The following is a 12,363-nucleotide window of genomic DNA, read 5'->3' as shown; positions in this document are numbered from 1 at the left end:
AATCTACCGCGTTGCAGCCCGATTGGCAAAAAGCGGAAAGCGGCGGCGACCAGGTCGCCTCCGCCTTGTGAGGAGCGGGCTTGTTTCACAAACCCGCCCCGCCTGTTCAACCCTCTGCCAAAGATGATCAGCGCAGCAGGGCCAGAACACCTTGTGGCAGCTGGTTGGCCTGGGCCACCATGGCCGTGCCAGCCTGCTGCAGGATCTGGGCGCGCGACAGGTTGGCGGTTTCTGCGGCAAAGTCGGCGTCCTGGATGCGGCCACGCGAGGCAGACATGTTTTCGGACGTGCTTTGCAGGTTGTTCACCGTGGTCTCGAAGCGCGACTGCAGGGCACCGAAGCTGGCGCGCTGGCCGTTGACGGCGGACAGGGCCGAATCGATGATCTTCAGGGCCTTGGTCGAACCGTCGACAGTCGACACGTCGATGGTGTTGACGGAATTCAGGGTCGAAGCACCGGCTGCCACGTACGCGGAGGTGCCGCCCAGAGAGAAGCCCTTGTCGGAGCTGAACTCCACCGTGCCACGCGAGTTGGCCGTGCCGCCAGCGACTGCCATGGACTGCGCGGCAGAGAAGGTCAGCGTAGCGGCCGTCGCGTTTTGCGATGCCAGGGTGGTCACGGCCACCGTCGAGTTGTTGACGATATTGATGTCCGAGCCCGCATCATTGGTCAGCAGGATGCCATCGCCGGCGCTGTTGAGCTTGGCGGTGATGCCGGTCTGCGATGCCACGTCATTGAATGCCTTGACGGCTTCGCCCAAGTCGGTTGCCGAGGTCGCGCTGAAGGTGATGTTGGCGGCGGTCGTGGTGTTGTCGCCCTTGATCGCCAGGGACACGGCACCTGCCGTGGTGATCTTGAACTCGGACAGATTGCGAGCCGAAGCCGTCACGCCGGTGGTCTCGGCCGCTGCGTTGACCGCTGCGGCAATTTTCGAAGCCGTGTCGGCAGCGTCGACGTTCACCGTCTTGCTTTGCAGGCCGTTCACGATAACGGTCGCGGCGGCGGCGGCGGGGGCGGCGGCAGCCGCAGGAACGCTGGCCGAGGCCTTCAGCTGCGCACCATAGGTGGTCGTGCGGAAGTTGCCGGTGGTCGCTGTGATGGTCTGGTTGGCGTTGGCGCCCACCTGGAAGGTGGCGGAGCCGAAAGAGCCGTCCAGCAGCTTCTGGCCATTGAATTCGGTCGTGGTGGAGATGCGGTCCAGTTCGGACAGCAGCTGGCCGACTTCAGCCTGAATGGCCTTGCGGTCGCCGGCGGAGTTGGTGGCATTGGCGGACTGCACGGACAGTTCACGCACACGTTGCAGGATGTCGCCAGAGGCCTTGAGCGCACCTTCAGCGGTTTGCGCCAGCGAAATGCCGTCGTTGGCATTGCGCACTGCCTGGTTCAGGCCGCGGATCTGCGAGGTGAAGCGCTCGGAAATGGCCAGGCCGGCGGCGTCGTCCTTGGCGCTGTTGATGCGCAGGCCCGACGACAGGCGCTGGATGGAGGTGTTGAGCGACAGTTGGCTCATACCCAGATTGCGCTGGGCGGTCAAGGAACTGACGTTGGTGTTGATGGTAGCTGCCATTTGCAAATCTCCTGAAAAGAACTGACTGAACATGGCGTTGCCGCCAACCTGGTGCCAGGCAAGGCACCCGGCCATACGGTTCACAGCGCCAGCATGGCCTTCTGTAGAACGGCGGGCATTTACGTCCCGTTGCAAATGTTTTCGGAAGCTGCGGCGAAAACTTTAGGGCGAAACGCACAAGTTGCAGGGTTTTTGTGCGCTTTATCGCACCACTGCGCACCGCGCTCGACTTTCACAATTCACCCATCGTTCCCGTCTTGTCTGCCGGACGGTGGGGCTTCTACCGGCGCAGATTTGGTTTTTCAAGCCTTTAAGGAGCATATCCATGGCAGCCACTATCAATACCAACGTCAGCTCCCTGACCGCACAGCGCAATCTGGGCATGAGCCAGGCATCGCTCAGCACCTCCATCCAGCGCCTGTCGTCGGGCCTGCGCATCAACAGCGCCAAGGACGACGCCGCCGGCCTGGCCATTTCCGAGCGCTTCACCACCCAGATCCGGGGCCTGAACCAGGCGGTGCGCAATGCCAACGATGGTATTTCCCTGGCCCAGGTCGCTGAAGGCGCCCTGGCGGGCGCCAGCAACATTCTGCAGCGTGTGCGCGAATTGTCCGTGCAATCCGCCAATGCCTCCAACTCCGCCGGCGACCGCAAGGCCATTCAGGCCGAAGTCGGCCAGCTGCTGTCCGAGCTGGACCGTATTTCCGTCACCACCGAGTTCAACGGCCAGAAGCTGCTGGACGGCTCGTTCGGCTCCGCCACCTTCCAGGTGGGCGCCAACGCCAACCAGACCATCACAGCGACCACCGGCAACTTCCGCACGACGACGTACGGAGCACAGCTCAAGCAGTCGGCGCCCGTGGTGGTGACGGCGGCGGCGGCCCCCACGGCACTGACCGGCACGTTCGACATCGCCGGGCTGCAAACCAAGACGGTCACGCTCACCGCCACCGACACGATGGCCACCGCGGCCGCCAAAATCAATGCGCTCTCCGAATCCACCGGTGTCTCCGCGTCTGCACGCAACCAGGTCAACCTGACCACCTTCGTGGCTGGCGGCTCCTACTCGCTGGCGGTGAAGGGAGACAACGCGACCGCCGCCAACGTGACTTTCAGCGTATCCGCCGCCGGCGCGACCGCGGGCGGGCTGGCGGAAGCCATCAAGGGTTTCAACGACGTGTCGTCGCAAACCGGCATCACCGCCAAACTCAACGACGCCGGCGACGGCATAGTGCTCATCAATGAGTCGGGTGCCAACATCCAGATTCAGAACAACTCCCTGGCGGGCAACACCATTGCCGTGGGCGCCTACGATGCCGCGACGTCGGCCTCCACCGGCACCCCCACCTTTGTCGCGGGTGTCGCCGCTGCGCCCGCCGGCGGCTTTGCGACGGCCACCGGGTACCTGGAGATGAGCTCGGACAAGGGCTTCGCCATTACCAATCTGACGGGCACGCCCCCGGTCACGGCGACGGCATCCACATTGAACGCCGTCAACGTCATCGACGTGTCCACCGTCGACGGCTCGACCAAGGCCCTGAAGATCATCGATTCGGCCCTGGCGGCAGTGAACGGCCAGCGTGCAAGCTTTGGTGCCTTGCAGGCGCGATTCGAGACCACCATCTCGAACCTGCAGCTGTCCTCGGAAAACATGTCTGCCTCGCGTGGCCGCATCCAGGACGCCGACTTTGCCGCAGAAACCGCCAACCTGTCGCGCGCCCAGATCCTGCAGCAGGCTGGCACGGCCATGGTGGCCCAGGCCAACCAGATTCCGCAGGGCGTGCTGGCCTTGCTCAAGTAGTAGTGGCACGCAGGCCTGGGTGGGCGAAAAGTCTCAAAAACAGGAGCATCTACCGCTTACCACACAACCACTAGAGGCCAATTTGGCCTCTTTTTTTGCGCCGTGTTGTGCTAACGTCATTGCGCGGCACGCCGGCCGCCAGGTCGTCCCAGGCAACCCGTTCGTTGGTCTGGCCCCTGCAATCCGATACATTTGAGAACACAGCGCCCGCGTTGTCTGCCCCCCTGAATCCGCCGCATCGTTTGCCCGCTCGCCGCAACTCATCACGCACAAAGCATGTTTGTCATCATCGGTTACGTCGTTTGCCTCGGCTGCATCTTCGGCGTGTACATCGTGCACGGGGGAAATATCAGCGTGATCCTGAAGGCCCTGCCCTTCGAGATCATCACCATCCTGGGGGGCGCGCTGGGCGCCTTCGTGGTGAACAACCAGCCCAAGGTGATTAAGGCCACCATGGCGGCCATCCCGATGGCGCTCAAGGGATCCAAGTACACCAAGGCGCGCTACATGGAGCTCATGGCGATGCTCTATGACATCCTGCAGAAGGCCCGCAAGGAGGGGCTGATGGCGATCGAAAAGGATGTGGAAGCACCCCACGAATCCGAGATCTTCAAGAAGTACCCCACGGTGGGCAGCGACCACCACGTGATCGAGTTCACCACCGACTACCTGCGCATGATGGTGTCGGGCAACCTCAACTCGCACGAGATCGAGGCGTTGATGGACAGCGAGATCGACACCCACCACCAGGAGGCCCACGCGCCCGTGGCCGCGCTGGCGCGCCTGGCCGGCGCCCTGCCCGCGTTCGGGATCGTGGCCGCCGTGCTGGGCGTGGTGAACACCATGGGCTCGGTGGGCCAGCCGCCCTCGGTGCTGGGCGGCATGATCGGCTCGGCGCTGGTGGGCACGTTCCTCGGGATCTTGCTGGCCTACGGCGTGGTCGAGCCCCTGGGCGGCCTGGTCGAGCAAAAGACCGAAGATGCCGCCAAGGAGCTGCAGTGCATCAAGTCCACCCTGCTGGCCAGCATGCAGGGCTACAACCCGGCCACGGCCATCGAGTTTGGCCGCAAGGTGCTTTTCTCCAGCGTCCGCCCCAGCTTCACCGAGCTGGAGGGGCATGTGAAGGGGAAGAAATGAGACACCGCCCTGGTGCGCCACGCGCCTTCCCTCCGCTCTCGCTGCGCTGCGGGGCGGACCTTGGCTTGCTGCCCTGGCTTGGGACACGCCGGCATCAAAGGCTGCAGGTGGTGCGCAGCGCCATGGGGAGCCGACGGGATAGCTGACCATGGCAGAAAAGAAGCTCCAGCCCATCATCATCAAGCGCATCAAGAAAGGCGGCCATGCGGTGCATGGCGGCGCCTGGAAGATCGCGTATGCCGACTTCGTGACGGCGATGATGGCGTTCTTCCTGCTGATGTGGCTGCTGGGTTCCACCGCCAAGGGCGAACTGCAGGGGATTGCAGCCTATTTCGCGTCGCCGCTTAAGGTGGCCATGACCGGCGGCGACGGTGCCGGCAACAGTTCCAGCGTGATTCCCGGCGGGGGGAACGACCTGTCCAAGGTGCACGGTCAGGTGCGGCGCTCCGACGTGGAGGCCGCCAAGCAGCGCCGCATGAGCATCGACGCAGCCCGGGCCGAGCAGGCCAAGCAGGACTTGGACCGCATCAAGGCGCTGGAAGCCAAGATCGATGCGCTCATCACCGAAAACCCGCGCCTGAATGAATACAAGTCGCAGATCCGCATCGACATCACGCCCGACGGGTTGCAGATCCAGATCATCGACGACCAGAACCGCCCCATGTTCGACAGCGGCAGCGCGTTGGTGAAACCCTACATGCGCGACATCCTGCGTGAGATCGGCGCCGCCCTCGGCGGGGTGGAAAACCGCATCAGCCTGGCTGGCCATACCGATGCAGTCCCCTACGGAAACAGCGACCGGGGCTACAGCAACTGGGAGCTTTCGGCCGACCGCGCCAACGCCTCGCGCCGGGAGCTTGTCTCGGCCGGCATGCCAGACGCTAAACTGGGACGTGTGGTGGGCCTGGCGGCCAGCGATCTGCTGGAGCCAAAGAACCCGCGCGCACCCGCCAACCGGCGCATCACCATCACGGTGCTGACCCGGGAGGCCGAAGAACGACTCATGGGCAAGGGGATTCCCGAAATCACTTCGACAGAACTGTTGAATGAAAAGCGGGAAAATCCCCCCCCCGGCAGGTAAACGTTACGACTTGTCACCAACCCTGCCACCCATGACAATACTTACAGCCATTTCCGACCGAAAGGGTCCCACGTGACCACAGCCCTTCGTTTTTTGATCGTTGACGACTTCTCCACCATGCGGCGCATCGTGCGCAATCTGCTCAAGGAAAGCGGCTTTGCCGATGCCGACGAGGCCGAAGATGGCGTGGCCGCCCTGAACAAGCTGCGCAACAGCAAGTTCGACTTCGTGGTGACCGACATCAACATGCCCAACATGAACGGCTTCCAGCTGCTGGCGGAAATCAAGAAGGACGACAAGCTCAAGCACCTGCCCGTCCTGATGGTCACCGCGGAAGCCCGCAAGGAAGACATCGTGGCCGCCGCGCAGGGCGGGGCCGCCGGCTACATCGTCAAACCCTTCACCAAGGCAACACTCGAAGAGAAAGTGACCTTGATCCTGAAAAAGATGGGGCTATGACACCATGGACGACATACCGGACAACAGCCAGCCGCCTGCGGATGTACACCACAAGATCGGCCTGCTGACACGCCAGCTGCACGACTCGCTCAACGAGCTGGGCTACGCCGACAAGCTGCGCGGCTCCATGGGCGAGCTGCCCGACGCCCAGAGCCGCCTGTCGTACATCGCCCGGCTGACCGGGGAAGCCGCCGAGAAAGTGCTCAACCGCGTCGAGCAGGCCAAGGCGCAGCACGACTACATCGCCGCCGAGACGCGCCGTGTGGTGACGTCCCTGGTCAAGGACCCGGTGGCGGCCGTGGCCAAGGGGGAAATCATGAATTTCCTCACCGATGTCGAGCGGGTGACGAAGGAAGCCGACACGCACCTCACCGAAATCATGATGGCGCAGGACTTCCACGACCTGACCGGGCAGGTGATCGCCCGGGTGGTCAACCTCGCCGCCACCATCGAGGACCAGCTGGTGCAGCTGCTGATCCAGACCGCCCCCCCCAATGCACAGGTGGCCGCCGTGGCCGAACCACCCCGCACCCAGCACCTGCAGGGCCCCGTGGTGGACCCCGAGCACACTCCCGACGTGGTGACCGACCAGTCCCAGGTGGACGACCTGCTGGCCAGCCTCGGCTTCTGAGGCTGCGGCCACGCAACGCCGCCCGCGGCCCTGCGGCGGCCGCAGGCGCCACGCCGGCGCCTGTTACGTCTCTGAAAAGAGGGGGCTGCAGCCTCCTTATCGGCCTTTAGATTTCCGGGTCGCTCACGACAATGGCATGACACGAGCCGTCATGCCACCATGGAATCCAGCCAAGAAAAAAGCCTACCCGCGTCAGAGCGCAAGCTGCAGAAAGCGCGCGAAGACGGCCAGGGAGCACGCTCGCGCGATCTTTCCCACCTGGCGATCCTGGGCGCGGGCGCGGCCTGCCTGCTCATTCTGGCCCCCCAGCTGATGGACCACATGCAGCGGGCGATGAGCCAGCAGCTCGCGTTTGACGCCACCACCGTCATGGCGCCCGGCACCATGCTCAAGCGCCTGCAGGACATGGTGGTCGTGGGCCTGGTGGCCAGCGCGGTGTTCGCCATCCTCACCGGTGCCGCGGCCCTGATCAGCGCCATCGGTGCCGGCGGCTGGATTCTGAGCCTCAAGCCCATTTCGCCCCAGTTCAACCGGCTCAATCCGATCTCGGGGCTCGCCAACCTGTTTTCCAAGCAGCAGATGGCCAACGTGGCCAAGATGGTGCTGATGACCGCGATCCTGAGCTACGTGGCCTGGAAGTTCATGGGCAGCAGCATCGACACCGTGGCCATGCTGGTGCTGCAGCCCTCCCCCATGGCCATCCGCCAGCTGGCCGACTGGCTCACGTCCGGCATGAGCCTGCTGCTCCTGGTGGTGTTTCTGGCGGCGCTGGTGGACGTGCCCCTGCAGGCCTACTTCTTCAAGGCGCGCCTGAAGATGTCGCACGAGGAAATCAAGCAGGAGCACAAGGAATCCGACGGCAACCCCCACACCAAGGGCCGCATCCGCCAGAAGCAGCGCGAGATCGCCGACCGTGCGAGCGTGGGCGCCGTTCCCAAGGCCGACTTCGTGGTCATGAACCCCACCCACTACGCCGTGGCGCTCAAGTACGACGAGAAGACCATGAGCGCGCCGCAGGTCATCTCGCGCGGCACCGACCTCATCGCGCTCAAGATCCGCGACGTGGCCAAGGAGCACCACGTGCCCGTGCTGCAGTCGCCCATGCTGGCCCGCGCCCTGTATGCCCATGCCGAGCTGGACCAGGCCATTCCCGCCACGCTCTACACCGCCGTGGCCCAGGTGCTGGCCTACGTCTACCGCCTCAAGGCCGCCCTGCGCGGCGAAGGCCGCATGCCCGACAGCCTGGTGGAGCCGTTTGTGCCCCCTGAACTCGATCCGCTGAACCGCACGCCCGTGCAAGGTGCCGCCGCATGAACACCTCCGTGAAATCTTTGCAGCAATGGGCGGGCAGCAATGCCAACGCCCTCCAGGGGCTGTCGGCCCCGTTGCTCGTGGTGGCCATCCTGGCGCTCATGGTGCTGCCCATCCCGCCGTGGCTGCTCGACGCGTTCTTCACGCTGAACATCGCCGTGGCCCTGATGGTGATGATGGTGGCGGCCTACATGCTGCGCCCCCTGGATTTCGCGGCCTTTCCCTCGGTGCTGCTGCTGACCACCCTCATGCGCCTGTCGCTGAACGTGGCCTCCACCCGCGTGGTGCTGCTGGAAGGCCACACGGGTCCGGGCGCCGCCGGCGCGGTGATCGAAGCCTTCGGCCACTTCCTGATCGGCGGCAACTTCGCTGTGGGCCTGATCGTGTTCGCGATCCTGGTGGTGATCAACTTCGTGGTGATCACCAAGGGCGCCGAGCGCATCGCCGAGGTGTCGGCACGCTTCACGCTGGACGCCATGCCCGGCAAGCAGATGGCGGTGGATGCCGACCTGAACGCCGGCCTGATCGACGAGAAGGAAGCCAAGCGCCGCCGCGCCGAAGTGGCCGAAGAAGCCAACTTCTTCGGGTCCATGGACGGTGCCTCCAAGTTCGTGCGCGGCGATGCGGTCGCCGGCATCCTGATTCTGCTGATCAACATCATCGGCGGCTTCGCCATCGGGGTCTTGCAGCACGACCTGTCGGCCAAGCAGGCGGCCGACAGCTACATCCTGCTGGCCATTGGTGATGCGCTGGTGGCGCAGATTCCCGGCCTGCTGATCTCGGTGGCTGCGGCCATGGTGATCTCGCGCGTGGGCAAGGACCACGACATGGGCCGCCAAATCGTGCAGCAGCTCTTCATGTCGCCCCGCGTGCTGGGCGTGACCGCCGGCATCCTGCTGCTGCTGGGCCTGATCCCGGGCATGCCCCACGTGGTGTTTCTGACCATGGGTGGCCTGCTCGCCTATGGCGCCTGGGTGCTGCACGAACGCCAAAAGGTGCCGCCCGAAGTCGAGGCCCCGCCCGCCCCCGTGAGCGACGGCGAGGCCACCTGGGACGACCTGCAGCCCGTGGACCTGCTGGGCCTGGAGCTGGGCTACCGCCTGATCAGCCTGGTGGACAAGAGCCGCCAGGGCGACCTGCTCACGCGCATCAAGGGCGTGCGCCGCAAGTTCGCGCAGGAAGTCGGCTTTCTGCCGCCCGCCGTGCACGTGCGCGACAACCTCGAATTGAAGCCCAGCGGCTACCGCATCACGCTGCGTGGCGTGGTGGTCGGCGAAGGCGAGGCCTTCCCCGGCATGTTCCTGGCGATCAACCCGGGCGGCATCACCACGCCCCTGATCGGCACCCCCACCACCGACCCCGCGTTCGGCCTCCCAGCACACTGGATCGACGACCGCCAGAAGGAAGCCGCACAAATGGCGGGTTTTACGGTCGTTGATTCCGAAACCGTGATGGCCACCCATTTGTCACACTTGATGCAAGTGCAAGCCGCCAAGCTCCTCAGTCGCACGGAAACGCAGCAACTCGTGGAGCACGTGGCCAAGCTGGCTCCCAAGCTCATCGAAGAAGTGGTCCCGAAAATGGTCTCCATCGCAACGTTCCAGAAAGTCCTCCAGCTGCTGCTGGAAGAGTCTGTGCACATCCGCGATATCCGCACCATCATCGAAACGCTGGCCGAGTTTGCCGGCGGCATCTCCGACCCGGTCGAGCTGGCCCGCCGCGTGCGCATCGCGCTGTCGCCCGCCATCGTGCAGCAGATCTACGGCCCCACCCGCGAACTCAACGTCATCGCCATCGAACCAGGCCTCGAACGCCTGCTGGTGCAGGCGCTGGGCAACACGGCCGGCCCCGCCCTGGACCCTGGCGTGGCCGACATCCTCACGCAAAAGGCCGCAGAGGTGGCCCTCAAGCAGGAAGAGATGGGCCTGCCCGCCTGCCTGCTGGTGCCAGACCAGATCCGCAATGCCATCTCCCGCCTGGTGCGCCGCGTCGCGCCCCGGCTGCAGGTGCTTGCCCACAGTGAAATCCCCGAGACCCACACCATCCGCATTGGGCCGATCCTTAGAGGTGCATCAGCATGAACATCAAACGCTTCCACGCTCCCACATCCCGGGAGGCTCTGGCCAAAGCGCGCATGGCCTTTGGTGACGGCACATTGATCCTGTCCAACCGCCCCACGGCCAACGGCGTCGAAGTCGTGGCCACGGCCGAGGACACGCTCTCGGCGCTGGACGGTGGTGGCGCGGGCCCGTCCGCCAACCCGCCCTTGCTGGCCCCCACACCGGCGCGCAGCGCGCCCCAGCGCGCAAGCCAGGCAGCAGCCGCCGCCGCCAGCACCCTGGGCCGCAACGCGGTGGAGGAAGACACCGAGCAGCTGGCGATGAGCACGCTGTCGTTCCAGGACTATGTGCGCGAGCGCATGCTGCGCCGCCGCCACGAGGCGCTCAATGGCCCGGCCGAACCGCAAACCCTGTCGGAGCGCAGCCGCGACCAGGAGCCGGAGCGCGAACGCATGCCCGCGCCTGCCGTGGCGCGCCACAACCCGCTGCGCACCATCCCCATGGACATCCCGCCCGAGCCGCCACGCCGCCGGCAGGAGCCCGCCGTGAGCAGCGCCGTGCAGTCGGCCGCCAACCAGCAGAGCGTGATGAGCGAGCTGCACGCGATGAAGGAACTGATCGAGGACCGTTTCAACACCCTGGCGTGGCTGGGGCAGGCGCGGCAGAACCCCATCCAGTCCAACCTCATGCTCAAGATGATCCGCGCAGGCTACTCCCCTTCCCTCGCCCGTGCCGTGCTGGAGCGCATGCCCGAGGAGCTGTCGGCCGCCGAATCCGTGCGCTGGCTCATGGAGGTGCTGGAGCGCAACCTCAGGACCGACCTGGCCGAACCCCCGCTGTACGAACAAGGCGGCATCTTCGCGCTGGTGGGCTCCACCGGCGTCGGCAAGACCACCACCACCGCCAAGCTGGCCGCGATGTGCGCGCGCATCCACGGCCCCGGCAGCGTGGGCCTGATCACGCTGGACACCTACCGTGTGGGAGCCCACGAGCAGCTGCGCACTTACGGCCGCATGCTGGGCATCGTCGCCCACCTGGCCCACGACCGCGCCGCGCTGCAGGACCTGCTGGGCCTGCTGTCGGGCAAGAAGATGGTGCTCATCGACACCACGGGCGTGGCCCCGCGCGACCCGCGCAAGCGCGACATGCTCGACGTGCTGGACCTGCCCCATGTGAACCGCCTGCTGGTGCTCAACGCGGGCTGCCATGGCGACACGCTCGACGATGTGCTCACAGCGTTCAAGACCGAAGGCTCCCAGCAGGCCATCCTGTCCAAGGTGGACGAAGCCGTGAAACTCGGCCCGGCCATCGACGCACTGATCCGCCACCAGATGGTGCTGCGCGGCGTGACCAACGGCCAGCGCGTGCCGGAAGACTGGGAGCGCGCCGATGCGCACAAGCTCATCAGCACCTCCATGCGCGCTCCCGCCAAGTCGGCTTTCGACCCCAAGGCAACCGACCTGAACTTCTTCTTCTCGCATTCGCCCGACACCATGAACGAACGGGGGCTGGTCGATGCTTGATATCGGCTTTCACCAGGCGGCAGGCCTGCACAGCTTCACCCCGCAGTCGGAACTGCGGGTGGTGGCGGTCGCCAGCCAGGACAACGGGGGCACCGGGCTGGAGACGCTGTGGCAGATCTGCGCAAGCCTGCAGCGCCTGGGCTACCCGGTGGTGGTGCTCGATGGCACCGCCCAGGAGACGGACGACAGCCCAGGGCTGCTGCACCTGCTGCAACAGGCGCCCTGGAACGAGGGTGTCAGCCTGAACATGGGGGCCATGGCCTCCTCGCTGGCGGTGATTCCGGCGGCGAAGGGCCTTCTGCGCATCAGCCGGGAAGCCAGCCGCAATGAAACGGCCCCCCTGCCCAGCCTGCTGCCCTATTTCCGGACCTACGGGTTGATCGTGCTGCACGCGCCTGCGGCCACGCTCGGGCCGCTGCTGACGCACACGTCCACCATACCGCTGGTGGTGATGGGCGACGGATCGGCCGGCGTGCTGACCAGCTACAAGAGCCTCAAGCAGATCGCCCTGCACACGACCCTGCCCTGCATGGTGGCGGCCTTGCTGCGCGGCGACACCGCCGCCGAACGGCGCAAGACACAGCACGCGCTGCTGACCCTGCAGGACTGCGCGGAGCGCCACCTGGGTGGCCCGGTGCGCACGACCACCATCGCCACGCAGAACCCCCAGGACCTCCAGCGCCTGGCCTTGCAACTACTGGAAAATGCGGGCACTATCAGTGAATCGCTGACTGCGCTGCCACCCAGCAACTTGACAGGCATGCCTGCGCATTTTGTCCGGAGCCACTGATCT

Annotated in this window: 10 protein-coding genes; 9 read left to right on the top strand and 1 reads right to left on the bottom strand. The window is 65.3% G+C overall.

What is annotated here, in order from left to right; genetic code table 11:
* Positions 1 to 127: 127 nt before the first annotated feature.
* A complete protein-coding gene (locus tag AC1RVY_RS21160) occupies positions 128 to 1,567 on the bottom strand; it encodes a flagellin N-terminal helical domain-containing protein (protein WP_218296965.1) in 1,440 nt (479 codons plus the stop codon).
* A 325-nt stretch (positions 1,568 to 1,892) separates the two neighbouring features.
* Here AC1RVY_RS21160 and AC1RVY_RS21155 point away from each other — a divergent pair, with 325 nt between their 5' ends.
* From AC1RVY_RS21155 to AC1RVY_RS21115, 9 genes are all read left to right on the top strand, one after another.
* Positions 1,893 to 3,368 (top strand): flagellin N-terminal helical domain-containing protein, encoded by a 1,476-nt coding sequence (locus AC1RVY_RS21155; RefSeq protein ID WP_369643497.1) that lies wholly within the window; start codon positions 1,893 to 1,895, stop codon positions 3,366 to 3,368.
* A 276-nt stretch (positions 3,369 to 3,644) separates the two neighbouring features.
* Entirely contained in the window at positions 3,645 to 4,505 is an 861-nt protein-coding gene (gene motA, locus AC1RVY_RS21150) for a flagellar motor stator protein MotA (RefSeq protein ID WP_218296963.1), read from the top strand.
* A gap of 148 nt (positions 4,506 to 4,653) precedes the next feature.
* On the top strand, positions 4,654 to 5,586 hold the full coding sequence (gene motB / locus AC1RVY_RS21145; protein WP_218296962.1) for a flagellar motor protein MotB: 933 nt from the start codon (positions 4,654 to 4,656) through the stop codon (positions 5,584 to 5,586).
* Positions 5,587 to 5,658: 72 nt separating this feature from the next.
* Positions 5,659 to 6,045: a chemotaxis response regulator CheY gene (cheY, locus tag AC1RVY_RS21140; RefSeq protein WP_010466076.1), complete on the top strand. Its 387-nt coding sequence runs from the start codon at positions 5,659 to 5,661 to the stop codon at positions 6,043 to 6,045.
* A 4-nt stretch (positions 6,046 to 6,049) separates the two neighbouring features.
* The gene (locus tag AC1RVY_RS21135; protein ID WP_218296961.1) at positions 6,050 to 6,676 is read left to right on the top strand and encodes a protein phosphatase CheZ; all 627 of its coding nucleotides are present in this window, start codon (positions 6,050 to 6,052) and stop codon (positions 6,674 to 6,676) included.
* Positions 6,677 to 6,835: 159 nt separating this feature from the next.
* On the top strand, positions 6,836 to 7,990 hold the full coding sequence (locus tag AC1RVY_RS21130; RefSeq protein ID WP_492808041.1) for an EscU/YscU/HrcU family type III secretion system export apparatus switch protein: 1,155 nt from the start codon (positions 6,836 to 6,838) through the stop codon (positions 7,988 to 7,990).
* Positions 7,987 to 10,068, top strand: a complete 2,082-nt coding sequence (gene flhA / locus AC1RVY_RS21125; protein WP_218296959.1) for a flagellar biosynthesis protein FlhA — start codon at positions 7,987 to 7,989, stop codon at positions 10,066 to 10,068. Before AC1RVY_RS21130 ends, flhA begins: the two co-directional genes overlap by 4 nt.
* Positions 10,065 to 11,570: a flagellar biosynthesis GTPase FlhF gene (gene flhF / locus AC1RVY_RS21120; RefSeq protein ID WP_218341824.1), complete on the top strand. Its 1,506-nt coding sequence runs from the start codon at positions 10,065 to 10,067 to the stop codon at positions 11,568 to 11,570. The genes flhA and flhF overlap by 4 nt, the downstream gene beginning before the upstream one ends.
* Positions 11,563 to 12,360: a hypothetical protein gene (locus tag AC1RVY_RS21115; RefSeq protein ID WP_492808039.1), complete on the top strand. Its 798-nt coding sequence runs from the start codon at positions 11,563 to 11,565 to the stop codon at positions 12,358 to 12,360. The genes flhF and AC1RVY_RS21115 overlap by 8 nt, the downstream gene beginning before the upstream one ends.
* The last annotated feature ends 3 nt before the right edge of the window (positions 12,361 to 12,363 follow it).

Source organism: Acidovorax sp. GW821-FHT11A03, from assembly GCF_058809075.1.
This window is presented reverse-complemented; position numbering and strand designations above follow the sequence as displayed.